This window comes from Veillonella parvula, from assembly GCF_032577575.1.
Classification (GTDB): Bacteria; Bacillota; Negativicutes; order Veillonellales; family Veillonellaceae; genus Veillonella.
The window spans coordinates 24893-46312 of record NZ_JAWFVO010000002.1 but is presented as its reverse complement, the minus strand read 5'-3'; the positions used below and the strand labels follow the sequence as shown (position 1 = coordinate 46312).

The following is a 21420-nucleotide window of genomic DNA, read 5'->3' as shown; positions in this document are numbered from 1 at the left end:
ACACTAAAGTAATAGATATAGAATAAAAATTGTATACTATTTAAAAAGGACAGAATTTATGCATATTGCTTCAGTAAATGTACGATTTTATGAAACTGATATGATGGGGATTGCTCACCATAGTAATCATTTTAGATGGTTTGAAATGGCGCGCATTGAATTCCTTCGTAAGATCGGTGTCACTTTGTGGGATATGATGAATGAGGATATTGTATTTCCCATCATGAATGTATCTTGCAATTATAAAGAACCTGCGAATTTCGATGATGAACTTCACATCGAAACGTATTTGGTTAAGATGACGAGGGCTCAAATGGTGTTTCGCTATCGCATGCGCCGTGCTAGTGATGGTGCAATACTTGCTACGGGGGAAACTAAGAACGCCTTTATGTCAAAATTAACAGGAAAAATTGTGCGATTAGACGATACTTTCTATCTGCCTATGTTAGCAGCTGTTGAGGAGATGCCGCATGAGTAATGTACAACAATTGCCTATCGGTGTATTTGACTCTGGTGTAGGCGGACTATCTGTGTTAAAGGTATTACAAGAACAATTTCCTAACGAAGATTTTATCTATATCGGTGATAATGCGAATAATCCTGTAGGTAATCGCAGTGATGATGAAATCACTTATTTAGCGTGCCGTATTGCGGAGACGCTAGAAAAGCAGCCTGTTAAGTTGATGGTGATTGCTTGTAACACCTTCACCGTTGTGGCTCTTGATGCGGTACGTGAACTTGTATCTGTGCCAGTTATTGGTGTATCACAAGGTGTAAAAACAGCTATTAATAAAAGTAAAAGCAAGACTATCGGTATTATGGCGACCGTGGCCACTGTAAATAGTCATATTCATAAGCATGTGGCTTTAGAAGTTGATCATGAGGTTTTTGTTTGGGAACAACCTTGTCCAGAGTTGGCGGGGCTTATTGAACAAGGTCATTTAGATGATTACTTTGTTCGTGAAGTATGCAAGGATTATTTAGAACCTTTATTATCTCGAGAAATTGAGGTTGTTGTTTTGGGGTGTACTCATTTTCCATTTGTACAACCTTTACTAGAGGAACTAACATCGTGTCGCATTCAGTTCATTGATCCTGCTTTTGAAACAAGTGAATTGGTTCGTCACAGACTAGAGAGTAAAAATCTTTTCAATCATCAAGATACTGTAGGCACCGTGACATTGTATTTTACAAAGGATGTCGAACTTGGTGATACGTTGAGTGCATCCTTCCTTGATACAAGCCGTCGTACCATTGAACATATTACATTATAAAGGAGATACCCTATGTGGTTTTATAACATCCTCAGTGCAGTAATAGCTATTATTGTGGCTGTTGCAGCTCTGTACTTATTATTCCGTTTGTTTGTGTTGAAACAAGGTAATGAAAATATTGTCTTATTAGCGAAACGGGCAACGAACTTCCAAGTGTCTGATCGTAGTTTTGAGTCCATTACTTTGTTCTGTGATATACCATTTGTAAATAAAGGGCGCCAATTGGGCACAATAATGGACTTATTTCCACGTCCATTATTACCGGAAGAACATTTTGATGCCGTTAAAGTAAATGCTTGGGCTATGGATATTAATCGTCCGCGTCAAGATGGATATTTTGAAGCTATAATTATCAAACCACGCAAAGGTGGCACAATTCGTGTATATGTTACATTAACAGGTAAAACTGGCAATATTCGAGAAGATATTAAGGGATTCCCTTATATGGACATCGATATTTACTACCAAATCGTAGGCCGGACAGACTATCATATTGATAAACAGCGTATTCGTTTGACTGCTGAAGAAGTTCAAGCAGCAATGGTTCAATAAGGAGGCATAACAATGGCAGAATTAGAGTTAGTATGTGTGCCAACACGTATCCTTACAGATAATGATGACATCGTTGATGCTATCGTTGAATTTGGCGGACATAATATTGGACCTGAAGATATCGTATGCGTTGCTGAATCTGTAGTAGCTATTACGCAAGGTCGTTTTACACGTCCTGAAGAGCTAAATGTGTGCTGGCAAGCTCGTTTAATTAATCGTTTTATCCATCCAGATGGATCCATGGCATCTATTTATGGTATGCAATCGGCTATGAATTTGGATGGTAAATGGAAGGTATTAGGTGCTTTTATTTTAGGCGCTATTGCTAAAATTTTCCGTAAACCAGGGGTATTCTATGCAATTGCTCGGGCTGCATCCTTAACAGATGATGTAACGGGGACTATGCCTCCATTTGATAAGCACATTGTATTTGGTCCAAAGGATCCGGATAAAGTGGCTGAGAAAATTGTATCTCGCACTGGTTGTTACGGTGCCGTTGTAGCTGATGTTAATGATTTGAAACGGTCCGCTATTTTAGGTACAAGTCGTGGAATTGACGCTAAAAAAATTGCACAATTGTTGATTGATAATCCATTTGGTAACGATAGTCAAATGACTCCGATTGTTATCATCAAAAATTACGCATCTGTATCTGGTAAATAACAGAAGGCTGTACTCATCACATAGAGATGGGTACAGCTTTTTTATATAATGAGCCTGAATATGGACTATACGCAGATTTGAATAGGGATTGCATATTAGATCAAATAGAGAGTATATGGTAGCTTAAATGGAGTTTTCTTTACTACGTTTTGAGTTTGTATGGATTCTTTATTAATACTAAAAGGAGGTTATATGTTACTAGGGTTAGACGTAGGTGGAACTTTTACCGATGCGGTTATCATTGATGCCCATCGTGTAGTGGCAACTGCGAAGAGGCGGACTACAAAGGATAATCTAATGAATGGTATAGGTGAGGCCTTAGATGCGGTTTTGGAGGGCTATGATACATCAAATATTGAACAAGTAACCTTATCTACTACCGTGGTGACAAATACCATCGTAGAAGCGAAGGAGCAAGTAGTAGATCTCTATGTGATTACAGGTCCAGGCCGTAATGTAGATGATATATTCCCCGTGGAACCTATATATCTTCAAGGTTATACAGATCATAGAGGTATCGTTGTAGAGCGTACCCCTGCTGATGCTGTACGTGGTATAGCCAACATGGTTCAAGCACGTAGTGGTACCGATTTGGCTGCTGTGTCCGCTAAATTTGGGGTGCGGAATCCTCAAGAAGAACTATCTATTACAGAGGAATTGAAAAATACGTATCATACAATTTCTAATGGCAGTTTATTAAGTGGTTCTTTAAATTTCCCTCGTCGTACTATTAGTGCTTATTTTAATAGCGCTGTGACACCCGTATTTACGGTGTTTAAGAAAAATGTTGAAGATGCTCTCAGTGCACGGAATATATTGGCTCCACTTCACATTTTAAAGGCCGATGGTGGTTCTCTACCTATGGAGCATATGGTGAGTCGTCCAGTAGAGACTGCCTTTACAGGCCCTGCTGCAACAGTTCTTGGACTATCGGCTCTCGGCGTTATAGGTAATAAGCATACAGTGGCTCTAGATATTGGGGGTACTACAACGGATATATCCCTTTGGAAGCATGGTAAACCATTGATGACAAAAAATGGTGTATCTATCCGTGAGTATCCAAGTGCAGTGCGATCCTTCGCCGTTACTTCCGTCGGTATTGGTGGGGAATCTGTAATTCGCCTTAAAAATGGTAATCTTACCGTAGGTCCTGAACGAGTGGGACCATCAGTGGCTCTAGGTGGGATAGAACCTACCTTGGGGGATGCACTTATCGTGCTCGGTCATGCAAACTATGGTGACTTTAATCTGGCATCACGAGCTTTACAAGATTTAGCGGATGCTATACAGGCTACATTACGATCTAATAATGTAAATACTTCAAATAATCAATTAACTCTTATTAAGACTGCCTCTGATGTAGCACGACTAATCGTAGAAAAAGCGTTGCAAACGATTCAACATGGTATTAACGAGGTCGTAAAAGTAGAAAATAAACGACCTATTTATGTGGTAGCAGATATTGTAAATCCTGATGTATTTGTACCAGAACATATCGTTGTGGTAGGGGGCACAGCACCAAGTTTAGGTCCGAGTATCGGGGAGTATCTAGAGTTACCTGTTACGATTCCTGAGAATGCTGCCGTAGCAAATGCTATAGGCGCTGCACTAGCTTTATCTACCATCGAACTCACTGTTCATGTAGACACAAAACGTCGGTTGCTAGTCATTCCTGAATTAGGTGTTAAACAACAAAAATGTACTTTGAAACGAGCGGAACAAGTTGTGGAACGAGCAAAAGAAACTCTTAGTGAAGAGGCGATACGTTTAGGTTTAGATACGGTGCAAGAGATAGAGGTCATTAGCATTGAGGATTTCCCTGTAGTAGAGGGATGGCAATCTATGGAGCGTTTAATTACTGTGAAAGTACAACTGGCGGCGGGGGTGAAACACTATGTGGAATAAAGGACTATCCTATCGAGAGCGTCATGGTATTCTGAATATGGATACTAAACAGGATGAGGCTACGAGCTCTACTATTGATAAAGCTAAATATCATCACAGTTTAGGCCTTGTCTTTTTCCCTGCTTTTGACTGGAAAATTTCTGAAACACATCCTGAACGACAAGAGCGTTTACTCTATACGCGAGATCAAATCGTAGAGGAAGGTCTGTTAGATATACCCAATATTAGAGAATATAATCCAATAGTAGCGGATTGGGATACAATAGAGCGGGTTCACGTTGGTGCTCCAGATTTAGAGTCTTGGGTGACTGAAGCTCATCGGGTATCTGCTGGAGGTGCTATTGCGGCAGCTGATGCAGTCATGCGCGGTGAAGTAGACCGTGCTTTTGCGTTAGTAAGACCACCAGGTCACCACGCAATGGCTATGGTTCATGGTATTCGTGGCTTCTGTACGATTAATATTGAAGCCGTTATGATTCAACACATGCGCCAAACCTATGGAATCAAACGCATTGCCGTAGTAGATACTGATGTACATCACGGTGATGGCACTCAAGATGTGTTTTACCACGATCCAGATACATTGTATATTAGCTTTCACCAAGATGGACGAACCCTCTATCCAGGAACAGGCTTTATGGATGAATTTGGTGGACCTCAGGCTATCGGTAGTAATATAGATATTCCACTACCTCCTGGTACCGGTGACGAAGGTTTGATGAAGGTCATGCGTGAGCTTGTATTGCCTATTCTTGAAGAGTTTAATCCAGATATCGTCATTAACTCGGCAGGACAAGATAATCACTTTAGTGATCCGTTGGCTAATATGCAGGTAACTGCGAAGGGGTATGCAGAATTAGTCGATTTGTTACAAGCGGATATAGCTGTACTTGAAGGAGGCTATTCCGTACAAGAAGCGTTGCCATATGTAAATACGGGTATCATTTTATCCATGGCAGGTCTTGATTATAGCAAAGTCGTAGAACCTGCCTTTGATCCTGTTAAATACAAACAGAGTCAAAATGTAACTAGTTACATAGATGATTTAATCGCCAAGTGGAAAATACAATGGGCTAACCGGCATAAGATGGCCGAAGACGAGCGCGTACGTGCAGGGGATGTTTGGTCTAATCATTATAACGTGTACTACGATGAAACGGGTGTACAAGAGGAGCGACTTGAAAAGGTGCGCATGTATGAAAACAAAGTAGGCTGGCATAGCGTGCTTTCACGAGGACAATATGGACCGTATGGACCGCAAAGTGTATATGCTATGTTCATTCCTTGGCAAGCAGATGGAGGGACGCGTCAAGATGCTATTGTAGAAGCAAAACGAGCCAAAGCAGAAGGGGGAGCTAGCCGTTATGTTGTGGTGGATCCACTCGGCAACGGCCAATATGAACTATAATGTTAATCTCCGTAAATGATAACGCGAGTTATCATGTTAGAATCGCGAATTACAATATAATTCGTAATGCTGAAAAATAGTAAAATTGTGATATAATATAAGAAATAACGCCCCTTTATGTAAGGGGCGTTCTAATATTTACTTTTAGAATGGTGAGGTTCCTATGCGCAGCGATAATAGAACAGCCGGTCAATTGCGACCTATTAAAATAACACGGAATTTTACAGAGTATGCAGAAGGTTCTGTACTCATTGAGTGCGGTAAGACCAAGGTTATCTGTACGGCCACTGTTGAGGATTCTGTGCCGCGCTGGCTAAAAGGTTCTGGACAAGGATGGGTAACTGCGGAATATTCCTTATTGCCACGTTCTACGCAAACTCGCGTGAGTCGTGAGGCCGCAAAGGGGAAGCAAACTGGTCGTACCGTAGAAATTCAACGTCTTATCGGCCGTGCTTTGCGCGCTGTCGTAGACCTTGAAGCCTTAGGCGAACGCTCTATTACTATTGATTGCGACGTTATCCAAGCGGATGGCGGTACGCGTACAGCATCTATTACGGGTGCTTTTGTAGCCCTCGTTGATGCAGTAGACTTCACCTTTGGCGGAGCAGGAAAATTCCCAATTACTGATTTTTGTGCAGCCATCTCTGTAGGTATTGGTCCAGAAGGTCCTATTACGGACCTTTGCTATGAAGAGGATAGTGCTGCCATCGTAGATATGAATGTAGTTCGTACCGGTTCTGGCAATATGGTTGAAGTACAAGGTACAGGCGAACACGGTACCTTTAACCGTGATGAACTCAATGTTTTACTTGATCTAGCAGAAACTGCTACTGATGAGCTCATGGCTAAACAACGTGAAGTACTTGGTGCGACAGCAGATAAAGTTGGTAAGGTATATCCAACAGCGCCAGAGGTGTAAGATGGAACAATTTGTACTTGCTACAGGCAATAAAGGAAAAATTCGTGAGTTTTCAGAGGCATTCTCTCATTTGTCTATCGATTGCGTACCTGTGAAAGAAGTGATTTCCGTTGAGGAACCAGAGGAAACTGGCACCACCTTCATGGAAAATGCTCTGTTAAAAGCTCGATACTACGCTAAGGCTACAAATCGACCTTGTTTAGCTGATGATTCTGGTCTTACTGTAGATGTTCTTGATGGGGCTCCAGGTGTATATTCTGCGCGTTATGCAGGTCATCATGGTGATGATAATGCAAATAATGAGAAATTAATTCGTGAACTACAGGGTAAACGTGACCGTACAGGCCATTATGTATGCGCTTTAGCGCTTGTATATCCTGATGGTCGAGAAGTTACTGCGGAAGGCTATTGTGATGGACTTGTTCAAGATGAGCCAAAAGGGGAGAATGGTTTTGGCTATGATCCATACTTCTATGTACCTGAATTTGAAAAGACGATGGCAGAGCTTAGCATCGACGTAAAAGAAACGATTAGCCATCGTGGTCGAGCATTACGCGAATTAATTAGTAAGCTTTGATATTTCTGAACTATATGGTATAGTTCATATAAATATATAATATAGTGGCATTAGAGATTAAATACAATGAAACGAATTGGAATTTTAAGTGATACTCATGGGTATCTAGAGGATATCGACCTCGTCTTGGCTGCTACCGCTGATCAAGACATCGATATGTGGCTTCACGCTGGTGATTTTGGAGATGACGCACGCTATATGCAGGAACATACGGATATTCCTGTATATGCTGTACGTGGGAACAACGACCGTGTGCAACCGCTTGAACCACGAGAGCAATTAATTCCTCTTGAAGATACCTATATTTACATGACACATGGTCATGAGGTATCATATTATAATCGAATACAAAAATTGATTGAGTTAGGAACTGACATGGGTGCACGACTCATCGTGTCCGGTCATAGCCATCATCATGGGGAGGTTCGTGCCCGTGATGCGGTATTTGTAAATCCTGGTAGTATTTCTTTGGCTCGTGATCGCTCCGGTGGTACCTTTGCCATCGTTATCTACGATAATGGACAGTTTGATGTAGAGTTTGTGTATAAACAAGATATTGTTTAGTTATATGGTGAAAGCTTCGGTTTTGAAACTTTCAAAAGGAATAGTAAGTCTATGCATGGAAAGGGTTATGACATATCATGGATACACCAGTTAAAGCAAAGCCTAAAATGAAGTTATATGGTTTTAACAATCTCACGAAAACATTGAGTTTTAATATTTATGATATTTGTTATACTCGTACGGAAGAAGAGAAAAAACAATACATTCAATACATTGATGAAGTATACAATGCGGATCGTTTAACAGCTATTTTGACGGAAGTTAGCCATATTATTGGCGCTAACATCCTTAATGTAGCGAAACAAGATTATGATCCACAAGGTGCGTCTGTTACAATTTTGATTTCTGAAGAGGAAATTGAAAAAGAAGATGTAGTTATGCATCTAGATAAATCGCATCTTACTGTACATACGTATCCTGAAAGCCATCCGCACAAAGGGATTAGTACATTCCGTGCCGACATTGAAGTGTCTACATGTGGACAAATCTCTCCGCTAAATGCACTGAATTACTTAATTCAAAGTTTTGACTCTGATATTCTTACCTTGGATTATCATGTACGTGGCTTTACTCGGGACGTGTCTGGTAAGAAAATTTATATTGATCATCGTATCAATTCTATTCAAAATTACATCAGTGCAAAAACTCGCAACATGTACAATATGATTGATGTAAATGTATATCAAGAAAATATTTTCCATACAAAGATGATGTTAAAAGAATTTGATTTAGATAATTATCTCTTTGGCATCACTGAGTCAGAGTTGAGCGATCGTGAAATCAAGCAAATTAAACATCAATTAAAACAAGAAATGATGGAAATCTTCTATGGACGCAATTTGCCATCTGTAAAAGCTTAAAGACAGCTTTTATAACATTGATGTGACAGCTTTTATCGTATAATACGAAGATAGATTTGAAGTAGATAAGCTTTATATGGTTTATCTACTTTTTTATAATTTACTTTATTACTACTGGAGCTTAATCTTTATTACTACGGGAGCTTAATGATAGTTGTTTTTAAAAAATTCGAAAAACTATATCGAAAAAACTTGAATTATGATTTAGCATTTTGTATAATACAATTAGTTAAAGGTATAAATTACCGACTCTAAAGAGTCCGAGTGTATCCACAAAGGAGAATTGTTATGGACGTACGTGAATTAGCTGTACAAAAAAAACGTGAATTAAAAGGTTTCCTTACTGTAGGAACAAAATATGAATTAAAAGACGCTCATGATTTATCTGTAGCTTACACACCAGGTGTAGCAGAACCATGTTTGCGTATTAAAGATAATGAAGCAGAATCCTTCGAATTAACTTGCCGTTCCAACATGGTTGCCGTTGTATCTGACGGTACTCGTGTACTTGGTCTTGGTGATATTGGCGCTGCAGCAGCATTGCCAGTAATGGAAGGTAAATCCTTATTGTTCAAAAAATTCGGTGATGTAGACTGCATTCCATTGGTTGTAGATACAAAAGATGCTGATACATTGATCAACACAGTAAAATTGTTGCAAAAAAACTTTGCTGGTATTAATTTAGAAGATATTTCCTCTCCTAAATGCTATGAAGTTGAAAATCGTTTGAAAGCAGAATTAGAAATTCCTGTATTCCACGATGACCAACATGGTACTGCTATCGCATGTTTAGCTGGTGTAAAAGGCGCTCTTCGTTTGGTTAAAAAGGATTTAGCTACTGCTAAAATCGTTGTAAACGGTGCTGGTGCGGCGGGTGCTAATATTGCTCGCTTATTATACCTTGCAGGTGCTCGTGATATCACATTGTTGGTATCCTCTGGCGTATTGCATAAAGACTACAAACGTCTTGACTCTTTACAAGCTGAATTAATCGATTTACTTAAACTTGAAGAAAAACATGGCGATTTGGCTGAAAATGCTAAAGGTGCTGATATTCTTCTTGGTGTATCTGCAGCAGGTGCTTTTACAAAAGAAATTTTGGAAAGCTTAGCTGACGATGCAATTGTATTTGCAATGGCTAACCCTAACCCAGAAGCAACATATGCTGATATGAAAGCTGCTGGTATCCGTGTTGCTGGTACAGGTCGTTCCGACGCTCCTAACCAAATCAACAACGTAGCAGTATTCCCAGGCGTATTCCGCGGTGCTATCGACGTTCGTGCGTCTCAAATCACTGATGAAATGAAATTAGCTGCTGCTGACGCTTTGGCTCACTTGATTCCTGATAGTGAATTGAATGAAGAAAACGTAATGCCATCCGTATTTGATCCTCGCGTAGCTCCAGCTGTTGCTAAAGCAGTTGCTGAAGTTGCTGTAAAACAAGGTATTGCTAAAAATCCTCAAGCAATAGAAGATGGTAGCTACGAAGGTTAATTTATTTGCTTTACTAGCATTTTATAATTTTATATAACCATAGAACAATACAACATGCACCTCGAAAGGGGTGCATGTTTTTATATGATCGATTAAGTATATGATTGGCTTTATACTATTAGGGCGAATAATCTATAGATTAAAATGATATAGAGGCGTAGGCGTATAGGATAATAGAAGTAAGAATAGATATATATTAAAGAATGTATTAATGTATCAGTAAAAAAATTAATGAAGTTGTAAAAAAGTACTTGTCACTAGTTTCTATCAATGATATAATAATTTTCGTTGCAGAGCGATACTCAAGAGAGTAAGAACTCAGCAAGAGTAGTGGTTGACATCAACTACCGGGTTTGCTATAATAGCAAAGTAATTAATGACGGGGCATAGCGCAGTTTGGTAGCGCACCTGGCTTGGGACCAGGGGGTCGCAGGTTCGAATCCTGCTGCTCCGACCATTTTTTATTTGCGGGTGTAGCTCAATGGTAGAGCCCCAGCCTTCCAAGCTGGTCGCGAGGGTTCGATTCCCTTCACCCGCTCCATTTTTTTTTGCCTTTTTTAGGGTATACTAAGATAGGGTGTAGTTGACGATACATAGTACATAATTTATACTATAATAGATAATTATATAGGTAATCCACATGGTTCAGTAGCTCAGTTGGATAGAGCAACGGCCTTCTAAGCCGTGGGTCGGGGGTTCGAATCCCTCCTGGATCACCAAAGAAATAAGCGGATAGTTCGTAATGAGCTATCCGTTTTTGTTTGCGTTTTTAGCATAGTTACACATAAAAAAACTGTAAAAAGATAAACCTGTATTAAAAATGAATAAAATTTCATAAACTAATATATGAATGAGTAAAATAATGTACTTATAAGATGGTATAAGTCTAAAAAAGAATTAAAATAATACTATAAACACTGGATTTTTGTATGATGATAAAGCATGAATGAAAAATGAATTTATCTTGATTGTTATATTGATGATTTTATATAATTATAAATATTATGGTTAATTATAAGCTTTCATATGTAAGTATGAGGTTTTATAAATGGATATCTAGGTTATAGTTGTAATAGGAGTGTTTCATGAATAAGATTTTCAAGGTGATTTGGAGTAAAAGCAAAGAGTGTTATGTAGTTGTGTCTGAGATAGCAAATAACTATAGTGCTAAAAAGGCTGTATTGACTAGTGTTTTTGCTGTGTTGACGGTAACTGGTGGTGCAGCTCATGTTATGGGGGCGACTTTACCGTCGGAGCTAACAGACAAAGGCTCTATTAAAATCGGTCAGTATGCAACTACAAGTAATATGTCTAGTATAGTTATAGGGACTAGCAGTCAATTTAGAACTTCTTCAGTTGATGGGTATAGGGCAATTGGTATTGGCTCTGGGATTATTGCTAGTGGTAATAATAGTGTTTCTATCGGTGGACATTCTCGAGCAACAGAAGATCAGGCAATTGCTATTGGGGGTGCGTCTGATGATAGTGGTGCTAAAGCGACTGGTTCTCAATCTATTGCTATCGGTGGTAATACTGTAGCTAGTGGGGATTCCTCTATTGTAGTAGGTGGTGATGACGTAGAGGTTGCATTCGCTAGAACTGTAACTTATACAGATATTAACACTGGACAAGCTAAAACGGGGACATTGAGACAGGCATCTATTGATTTGGCGAATATCCAATTGCCTCAATATATCACCGCTACAGCTAGTCATGCAGGGACTGCCATTGGGATGAAAACTAAAGCTGGTGACTTGGGTCTTTCTCTCGGCATGGGGGCGGATTCCGCTACTCGCCTAGATGGTAAGGCTGGTAATGTAGTTAACGCTATCGCTATTGGTGCCGGTGCAAAAGCTAATCGGGATAACTCCATTGCAATCGGTGGTGGTGCTAATACTGATGCAGCGGGTGTAGCACAAACAAGCTATACTATGAGTAATGGAGATACGGTTAACTGGGCCGGTGGTGAAAATGTGTTGCCTGGTGACGTGGTATCATTCGGTGCTCCTGGTTATGAACGTCAGCTTAAAAATGTAGCTCCTGGTATTGTCAGTGCAACTTCTACAGATGCGGTGAATGGCTCTCAGTTATATGCAATAGCTGAGAAGACTTTATCTAAATATATTTCTATTAAATCTGATTTGGCTGGAAATAAATCTAATAAAGGTGCAGAAGCAACTGATTCTATGGCTATAGGTCCGGATGCTTCTACAACAACTGCTGCTACTAAAGGGACTGCTTTAGGTACTGGTGCAACTGTTACTGTAGCGAATGGTGTAGCTGTAGGTTCACAGTCTAAAGCGAGCATAGCTAGTGGTGTAGCAGGCTATAATGTAAACGACTCTAGAACCGATAAATATGGTGCTTTATCCGGTAAAGCATTGACATCTACTTTAGGTGCTTTTGCTGTAGGTAATGAGACGAATACACGTCAAATTACAGGTGTGGCTGCTGGTACAGCTGATACAGATGCTGTAAATGTGGCACAGTTAAAAAGTGTGAATTTGAAAGTAGCTGGAGATACCGGCACAGGTGATGTTAATCTTGCTAATAGTACTTTAAATATTAAAGGTGCTGGTCTTGCTAAAACTACTGCATCTGGTAAAGATGTAACCGTAACTGTGTCTGAAAAAGCAGTTAAACAAGAAGCTGTTAAAGCGGTTACAATGGCAGCAGCGGATCCTAATGGTGCGATTACTGTGACACCTGAGCTTAGCGCGGACAAAGATACAGCAACTTACAAAGTTGGTATTGATCCCACTAAAGTGGCTGAGACTACTAACTTGACCTATAAGGATAATGATGGTGCAGATAAGACCGTTACATTAAAAAAAGGTTTGAACTTTAAGAACGGTACTATGACGACTGCTACAACTGCTGCAGATGGAGTAGTAACGGTTGATATCAATGATGATACAAAGGCTAAAATTAATAACGCTGCAACGAATAAGCTAGATAATCTTACATCAGATGGTGAACAAAAGGTTAAGAGCTTATCTGCATGGAAGGTAAAGGCTAATAACAGTAATGCTGAAACAGTAACAGGTGGAGATACCGTTACATTTAATGATGGCTCTAATATAGCTATTACTCAAAATGGCAAGACATTTACTGTAGCGACTAAAAATGATGTAAACTTTAATACTGTAACAGCTACGACAAAGGTGACAACACCTGCGGTAGAAGGGCTTACAAATACGTCCTGGACACCTGGCACTACAACTCCTGTTAGTGGTCGTGCGGCAACAGAAGATCAATTGAAAGCCGTTGATACACAAGTAGCAACAAATAAAGATGATATTGCTACGAATAAGGCTAATATCGATAAGAACAAGGATAATATTGCAAAGAATGCGGACAATATTACGAAAAATGCTACAGAAATTGCCACAAATAAAGGTAATATTGCAACCAATACTGCAGCTTTGGCTCGTAAAATCTCTTTAGGTGGTAATACTGGTAGTACAACAGAAAAATCCTTAAGTACAGGAGATGTGAAGTTTAATGTAAAAGGTGCAGGCCTTGTAACGACTTCTGCAGCCGGTGATGATGTAACAGTAACCGTGACAGAAAAAGCAGTTAAACAAGAGGCTGTTAAAGCGGTTACAATGGCAGCAGCGGATCCTAATGGTCCGGTTACTGTGACACCTGAGCTTAGTGCGGACAAAGATACAGCAACTTACAAAGTTGGTATTGATCCAACTAAAGTAGCAGAGACTACTAACTTGACCTATAAGGATAATGATGGGGCAGATAAGACCGTTACATTAAAGAAGGGCTTGAACTTTAAGAACGGTACTATGACGACTGCTACAACTGATGCAGATGGGGTCGTAACTGTTGATATCAATGATGATACAAAGGCTAAAATCAATAATGCCGCAACGAACAAGCTAGATAACCTTACACCAGATGGGGAACAAAAAGTTAAGAGCTTGTCCGCATGGAAGGTAAAGGCGAATAACAGCAATGCTGAAACAGTAACAGGTGGAGATACCGTTACATTTAATGATGGTTCCAATATCGCTATTACGCAAAATGGTAAAACTTTCACCGTTGCAACAAAAGATGATGTGACGTTTAACAGTGTTACAGCTGGTTCAAAAGTGACAGCACCTGCAGTTGAAGGGCTTACTAATACGTCCTGGACACCTGGTACTACAACTCCTGTTAGTGGCCGTGCGGCAACAGAAGATCAATTGAAAGCTGTTGATACACAAGTAGCAACAAATAAAGATGATATTGCTACGAATAAGGCTAATATCGATAAGAACAAGGATAATATTGCAAAGAATGCGGACAATATCACGAAAAATGCTACAGAAATTGCCACAAATAAAGGTAATATTGCAATCAATACGCAGAACATTGCAACTAATACGGCAGCCTTGGCTCGTAAGATTTCCTTAGGTGGCGATACAGGTAATACAACAGAAAAATCCTTAAGTACAGGTGATGTTAAGTTTAATGTAAAAGGTGCAGGCCTTGTAACGACTTCTGCAGCTGGTGATGATGTAACAGTAACCGTGACAGAAAAAGCAGTTAAACAAGAGGCTGTTAAAGCAGTTACAATGGCAGCAGCAGATCCTAATGGCCCGATTACTGTGACACCTGAGCTTAGTGCGGACAAAGATACAGCAACTTACAAAATTGGTATCGATCCAACTAAGATAGCAGAATCTACTATCCTGACTTATAAGGATAATGATGGTACAGATAAGACCGTTACATTAAAGAAAGGTTTGAACTTTAAAAATGGTACTATGACGACTGCTACAACTACTGCAGATGGGGTAGTAACTGTTGATATTAATGATGATACAAAGGCTAAGATCAATAACGCTGCAACGAATAAGCTAGATAATCTTACACCGGAAGGCGAACAGAAGGTTAAGACCTTGGCAACATGGAATGTCGCTACTGCTGCTGATGGCGGAACTCATTCTGGTGACTCCACAAGTACTGTAACAGGTTCTGATACAGTGACTTTTAAAGCAGGTAATAACCTAAATGTAAATCAAACTGGTAGAGATATTATATTCTCCTTAAATAAAGAGATCTCTGATATGACTAGTTTAGGTCTTACAAATCCGGATGGTGCAAAGGCAACTATTAAGACTGGAAAAGGTGATGCTCATGTAGGTGAAACAGACCAAGCGGATCGCATTGTTTATACTAATGCAGCTGGCACTGAAGAACAGGTAGCAACATTAAAAGACGGTTTGCAATTTGGTGGCGATAATAATCCTGAAGTTATTAATAAGACATTGAATCAGAAGCTAGAAGTTGTTGGCGGTGCTGATGCAGCGAAATTGTCCGATAACAATATTGGTGTTAATGCGAAAGACGGTAAGTTGCATGTACAATTGTCTAAAGAATTGAATAACTTGACTAGCGCTCAATTCAAAAACGGCAATGCAGTATCTACAATCAGTAGTGCAGGCACGACTGTGACAGACGGTACGAATACGACTCAATACGGTCCTAAAGGCATTACTATTAATCCAGGTGCGAATGAAATATCTCTTACCGATAAAGGCTTAAACAATGGTGGCAAAGTCATCTCCAATGTAGCGAGCGGCGGTAATGTTGATACTAATGCGGCGAACATCGGCGATGTGAAGAAAGCGACTGCAGCATCCAAAACGACAGTATCTGTTAATAAGAAAGATACAGAAACTCCGAATTTGGTACTAGAAGCAACCGTAGATCCTGCTGATGGTCATACGAATTACGATATTAAGTTGGCAAATAAAGTTAACTTAGGTAATGGTAATATTGTTCTTGATGGAACTGATGGTAGCATCAAGGCTAAAGGTAATATTACATCCGAAGGTACTGTAGAAGGCAAAGATCTTAAAGCGGGCGATGTAACGGTTAACAAGGACAATAAAGGTACTGTGAACGGTTTATCCAATAAGACTTGGACTCGTGGACAGGCTCCTGTGAGCGGTCAAGCAGCGACAGAAGACCAAATTCAAGCGGTAGATACTCGTGTGATGGCCGTAGAAGATAAAGTAGCGGACTTCGGCTGGATGGCGAAGAGCAGTGCTATAGGCACAGGTCAAGCAACAGGCAATAACGCAGCGACTAAGGTCGGTGATAAAACGGAAGTAGAATTCCGTGCCGGTGACAACCTCACTATTGATCAAACAGGCACTACTTTCACGTATTCTTTGAATAAAAATATGACAGGTCTTGAAAGTGTGTCCGTAGGGGATGTAGCAAATGATAAGCCGGGCGTTGTATTGAACGGTGCTGACGGCACTATGGGCGTACGCGGTAAAGATGGTGCGAATGCATCTATTACAGCGGCTAAAGGTGCTGACGGATTGATAGGTACAGGTACTGGTAAAGATCGTATCGTTTATGAAACGAAAGACGCTAACGGCAATCCTGTTAAAGAAACTGTAGCCACAATGAATGATGGCTTACATTTCGCTGGCGATAATGGAAATACAGTTATCGATAAGACATTGAATGAAAAACTCGAAATTGTTGGTGGTGCTGACGCAGCGAAATTGACTGATAACAATATCGGCGTTAATGCAAAAGACGGCAAGTTACAAGTACAATTAGCTAAAGATTTAAATGGTTTGTCCAGTGTAGAAGTGAAGGACGATAATGGCGGATCCACTGTTATGAAAGGTGACACTATTAAGAGCAAAGATGCAGCAGGAAATACCTCTGTTGTAAATGGCTCTGGCGTGACTATCACACCTGCTAATCCGCAAAATCCAAATGCTGGTACAGTGTCTTTGACTACTGAAGGCTTGAATAATGGCAACAATCAAATCAAGGGCGTTGCAGCTGGTACAGCAGATACAGATGCAGTTAACCTTGGTCAATTGAAAAAATCTAATGCTCAGCTTGCTAATGCAATTGCTAATGTTGAATCCGAAACACAACAAGTAGGCGCTCATGCGGCGGCTATGTCAGCGTTGAAACCAATTCAATATGATCCATTGGAACCAACTCAAGTTATGGCTGGATATGGTAACTACCGTGGTAAGAGTGCAGCAGCATTAGGTCTTGCTCATTATACTAATGAAGATACAATGTTCAACGTGGGTGTTTCCGTAGGTGGACGTCATAATATGATCAATGCCGGTTATACTCATAAGTTTGGTAACAGCGATGCTAAAAAAGCTGTACCAGAACGCTACAAAGGTGGTCCAATCAGCTCCATTTATGTGATGCAAGATGAAATGACCTCTTTGAAACAAGAGAATAGTAGACAGAAGGAAGTATTGGATAAACAACAAGCTGAAATCGAATCGTTGAAAGCTATGGTTAATAGTTTACTAGCAACTAAAGGTTAATAACTAAATATAGTAATTAAAATGATGATTTCGTTATAACATTCTTGTAGTGTTATCCGATGTCGTAAAGGAAAAAGGTTCCGTAGGAAGTTGATGGTCGATAAGCCTCAACTGAAATACGGAACCTTTTTTCTTTTAATTGTAGTGTCCCTTTATAAGACAACTAATATTTATGTATGATATAATGTTAAAAATGAAAAATAGATGAATTTATGCGGGTGTTGTAAGGAGTAAATTAAATGGAGAATGTAGAATGTATTTTTAATTCAATAAAATTACATGAACATCAACAAGATGAGAAGTGTTATTTTGATCCTATTCGTTACTTTTTGGTTCAGAAAACTCCGGAGGAAGAAGTTCGACAAAAAACAATTATATTTTTACAAAAGAAACTTGGTATACCGATTGAACGAATTCGTGTAGAAGAACCTATGTGCCATGTGAAGAACGGTTTACGAGGTAGAGCAGATATCGTCGTTTATCGTGATGATAACCAAGAAGAAGTTTTATTGGTAATAGAGTGTAAAGCTTCTCATATTGATGTTGAATGTAATATGGTATTAGATCAAGCGATAAGATATAGGGATGTATTAGATGCTGAATATATCATGCTTATTAATGGTATCAATGCTGTGGTTTATCAATTTAAGAATGGTAGATATAAAGAAGTCAATAAAATTCCGACTTATCAAGAGCTTTTAAAATCTAAAGTGAAGTTTATTAAGGCAAACAAAGATAAACCATATACGTTTGAGGATATCAAATCAAAAAGGTTGCAAAATAAATTTTTGAATATGGGATATATCGGGGAGGATAGTCCTGAAGAAAATTATGAGTTTTACCTTAATTTTTTAAATTTACTATTATTAAAGAAGATTTCATCTCCGAAGATTTTAGAAAAAATAGGTGTAATGGAAGATTGCTTTAGAGGCTTCACTTTTTTTGGAAACAGAGGAGGAGGGTCTTATCAAAATTGGACACGTTTATTTATCGCCCAGGATTATGAAGGGAAAGATCAGGTTTTGGGGATTAGTATATGTGCTACCGCACATACTGAAAATGATCCCCATTGGGGCAATAGCATCGGTAGAACTCAATTGAATATATCTATAACAAATAAAGAGACTAGACATCATTCATTACAGTTGAATTTGGATAAATTTTGTCAGTTTGATAGCGATACTAATATGATTGAAATTACACACAATGGTGCTATAACAAGAGGGCGAGATGGAGCGTTACCTAAAAAAGAATTACTTGCTTATGTTCAAAAAAGAGCTCCTGAATTAGTAAAAAATGATAGAATACATTTAGGTTGCCTAGATAGGTCTCGTTTGTTAGAGTGGCGAAATCCTAATGTACAATCCTTTATAAGGAATTTACTACGCTATGCAGTACTTCGTGATGGATTTAGAGCAGAATATAAAAAATCAAAGTAATATTGTTAATGAAAGACCATTCATCGAATGGTCTTTTTGTATTTATAATAAATCACTCAAAAGTTCAATTTTAATCGCGTCTTATAAATCCAGTATTTATCTACATTCTTTCCTCATAAATCAAATTAGTCAAAATAAAAGTCAAAAATCATACTTTAATATATTGACTTTTTGACTTTTGAGGTTTATTATAATGTCGTAGGGTAAATAAACCCAGTAAAAATAGTATTAGTCAAATAGTTAAATTCTATGATGTATGAGGGGGTAAAATATATGAACAACAACTTTAACAACTTTGGTAATGAATTTTCTAGCATGAATGATTTGTTTAATCAATTGATGGGTAATATGGGTGGTTACTCCACGGAACGACGTAGTTATAAGATTAATGGTCGCGAAGTAACTCCAGAAGAATTTGCGTTTTATCGTCAAACTGGTCGATTACCATCTAATGAGGAAATGCAAGCTGCTCAAGCTGCGCAACAAGGTAAAATTAAACAAGATGGCATCCTTGCTCGTTTGGGGACAAACTTAACTCAACAAGCTCGTGATGGTAAACTCGATCCTGTAATTGGTCGTAACAAAGAAATCCAAGAAACAGCAGAAATCTTAGCACGTCGTACTAAAAATAATCCTGTACTTGTAGGTGATGCTGGTGTTGGTAAAACTGCAGTAGTAGAAGGCTTGGCACAAGCTATTGTAAATGGTGACGTTCCAGCAGCTATTAAAAATAAAGAAATCATTTCCATCGATATTTCCGGATTGGAAGCTGGTACTCAATACCGTGGTTCCTTCGAAGAAAACATTCAAAACCTTATTAAAGAGGTAAAAGCCGCAGGCAATATTATCTTGTTCTTCGATGAAATTCACCAAATTTTGGGTGCTGGGTCCACAGGTGATGGTCAAGGGTCCAAAGGCTTGGCAGATATCTTAAAACCTGCTTTGTCCCGTGGTGAAATGACAGTTATCGGTGCTACAACACAAGATGAATACCGTAACACAATCATGAAAAACGCAGCTCTTGCTCGCCGTTTCAATGAAGTTAAGGTCAATGCACCATCTGCAGAAGATACTTTCAAAATCTTACAAGGCATTCGTCCATTGTATGAAGCGCATCATAACATTGAATTGCCAGATGCGGTGTTGAAAGCCGCTGTAGATTATTCCGTACAGTATATTCCGCAACGTAGCTTGCCAGATAAAGCTATCGACTTAATCGATGTAACAGCAGCTCATTTGGCATCTCAACATCCTGTAACAGATATTAAAACATTGGAAGCCGATATTGCAGATGCTAAAGCAAAACAAGAGGAATATGCTCAAAAAGAAGACTATGAATCTGCAATCAATGAAAAAATGCGTATTCAAAAGTTACAAGCAGAGCTTGATAACCATACAGAAAATCAAAAAGTAGTAGCGCAAGTAAACGACGTAGCAGAAGCCGTTGAAAGAATGACTGGTATTCCTGTATCTCAAATGGGGGCGTCTGATATCGAGCGCTTGAAAGACATGAAATCTCGTTTAGAAGCTCATGTAATTGGTCAAGATAAAGCAGTAGAAGCTGTATCTAAAGCAATTCGTCGTAACCGTGCAGGCTTTGATGAAGGCAACCGTCCAATTGGTAGCTTCTTATTCGTAGGTCCTACTGGCGTAGGTAAAACAGAATTAGCTAAACAATTAGCTCTAGATATGTTCGGTAACAAAGATGCAATCATTCGTTTGGATATGTCCGAATACAGTGATCGCACAGCCGTATCTAAATTAATTGGCGCTACAGCTGGTTATGTCGGTTATGAAGATAACTCTAACACATTGACTGAACGCGTACGCCGTAATCCTTATTCCATCGTATTATTCGATGAAATCGAAAAAGCAGACCCTCAAGTTATTACATTACTTTTACAAGTATTGGACGATGGTCGTTTAACAGATGGTCAAGGTAACACAGTAAACTTTAAAAATACTGTTATCATTGCTACATCCAATGCAGGTTTCGGTTATGGCAATGACAATGATGATGAAAATAAAGTAGATGTAATGGAACGCATCGCTCCATTCTTCCGTCCTGAGTTCTTAAACCGTTTCAACGCAGTTATCGAGTTCAATCAATTGAGCAAAGAAGATTTGAAAAAAATCGTAGATTTGATGCTCGATCAAGTTAATAAGACTTTGGCTAAGAAAGACATCACTCTTGATGTAACTGATGTAGCTAAAGAATTGTTGATGGAACAAGGATATGACAAAACTATGGGCGCTCGTCCATTACGTCGTGTTATCGAATCTGAAATCCGCGATAATGTAACTGATTTCTACTTGGATCACATCGATGCTAAACACTTGCTTGCCGATGTTAAGGATGGTCATATTGTAATCTCTGAAAAAGCAGATTCCGATGATAGCAAAGACCAAGATAAGGCTGAGAAATAAATAATAGACGTAAAAG

Annotated in this window: 14 protein-coding genes and 3 tRNA genes; all 17 read left to right on the top strand. The window is 39.2% G+C overall.

Annotated elements, in window-relative coordinates:
• The first annotated feature begins 58 nt into the window (after window positions 1–58).
• The 17 genes from E7K77_RS04110 (at window position 59) to E7K77_RS04030 (ending at window position 21404) form a co-directional block, all read left to right on the top strand.
• On the top strand, window positions 59–478 hold the full coding sequence (locus E7K77_RS04110; protein ID WP_012863983.1) for an acyl-CoA thioesterase: 420 nt from the start codon (window positions 59–61) through the stop codon (window positions 476–478).
• Entirely contained in the window at window positions 471–1274 is an 804-nt protein-coding gene (gene murI / locus E7K77_RS04105; protein ID WP_012863984.1) for a glutamate racemase, read from the top strand. Before E7K77_RS04110 ends, murI begins: the two co-directional genes overlap by 8 nt.
• 12 nt (window positions 1275–1286) lie before the next feature.
• A complete protein-coding gene (locus E7K77_RS04100; protein WP_004693598.1) occupies window positions 1287–1826 on the top strand; it encodes a hypothetical protein in 540 nt (179 codons plus the stop codon).
• Window positions 1827–1838: 12 nt separating this feature from the next.
• Complete coding sequence (locus tag E7K77_RS04095; RefSeq protein ID WP_004693597.1) at window positions 1839–2489, top strand: coenzyme F420-0:L-glutamate ligase; 651 nt, start codon at window positions 1839–1841, stop codon at window positions 2487–2489.
• A gap of 192 nt (window positions 2490–2681) precedes the next feature.
• Entirely contained in the window at window positions 2682–4394 is a 1713-nt protein-coding gene (locus tag E7K77_RS04090) for a hydantoinase/oxoprolinase family protein (RefSeq protein WP_278466847.1), read from the top strand.
• The gene (locus E7K77_RS04085; RefSeq protein ID WP_278466844.1) at window positions 4384–5802 is read left to right on the top strand and encodes a histone deacetylase family protein; all 1419 of its coding nucleotides are present in this window, start codon (window positions 4384–4386) and stop codon (window positions 5800–5802) included. Before E7K77_RS04090 ends, E7K77_RS04085 begins: the two co-directional genes overlap by 11 nt.
• A 163-nt stretch (window positions 5803–5965) precedes the next feature.
• Window positions 5966–6721 carry a ribonuclease PH gene (gene rph / locus E7K77_RS04080; RefSeq protein ID WP_278466842.1) on the top strand — a complete coding sequence of 252 codons (756 nt, stop codon included), beginning with the start codon at window positions 5966–5968 and terminating at the stop codon, window positions 6719–6721.
• 1 nt (window position 6722) lies between these two features.
• The gene (locus E7K77_RS04075) at window positions 6723–7298 is read left to right on the top strand and encodes an XTP/dITP diphosphatase (RefSeq protein WP_077708203.1); all 576 of its coding nucleotides are present in this window, start codon (window positions 6723–6725) and stop codon (window positions 7296–7298) included.
• A 66-nt stretch (window positions 7299–7364) separates the two neighbouring features.
• Window positions 7365–7862: a metallophosphoesterase family protein gene (locus E7K77_RS04070; protein WP_123138470.1), complete on the top strand. Its 498-nt coding sequence runs from the start codon at window positions 7365–7367 to the stop codon at window positions 7860–7862.
• A gap of 77 nt (window positions 7863–7939) precedes the next feature.
• Window positions 7940–8722 (top strand): adenosylmethionine decarboxylase, encoded by a 783-nt coding sequence (speD, locus tag E7K77_RS04065; protein ID WP_008715652.1) that lies wholly within the window; start codon window positions 7940–7942, stop codon window positions 8720–8722.
• 288 nt (window positions 8723–9010) lie between these two features.
• The gene (locus tag E7K77_RS04060) at window positions 9011–10216 is read left to right on the top strand and encodes an NAD(P)-dependent malic enzyme (protein ID WP_004693580.1); all 1206 of its coding nucleotides are present in this window, start codon (window positions 9011–9013) and stop codon (window positions 10214–10216) included.
• 380 nt (window positions 10217–10596) lie between these two features.
• Window positions 10597–10673: transfer RNA gene (locus tag E7K77_RS04055), tRNA-Pro, on the top strand.
• A gap of 10 nt (window positions 10674–10683) precedes the next feature.
• Window positions 10684–10757, top strand: a tRNA-Gly gene (locus E7K77_RS04050).
• A gap of 101 nt (window positions 10758–10858) precedes the next feature.
• Window positions 10859–10935 (top strand) — tRNA-Arg (locus tag E7K77_RS04045).
• 366 nt (window positions 10936–11301) lie between these two features.
• Window positions 11302–17538, top strand: coding sequence for a YadA-like family protein (locus E7K77_RS04040; RefSeq protein WP_325306296.1), 6237 nt, complete (start codon window positions 11302–11304; stop codon window positions 17536–17538).
• Between the two features lie 239 nt (window positions 17539–17777).
• Window positions 17778–18977, top strand: coding sequence for a type I restriction enzyme HsdR N-terminal domain-containing protein (locus tag E7K77_RS04035; protein WP_322352827.1), 1200 nt, complete (start codon window positions 17778–17780; stop codon window positions 18975–18977).
• 273 nt (window positions 18978–19250) lie between these two features.
• Complete coding sequence (locus E7K77_RS04030; RefSeq protein WP_325306295.1) at window positions 19251–21404, top strand: ATP-dependent Clp protease ATP-binding subunit; 2154 nt, start codon at window positions 19251–19253, stop codon at window positions 21402–21404.
• The last annotated feature ends 16 nt before the right edge of the window (window positions 21405–21420 follow it).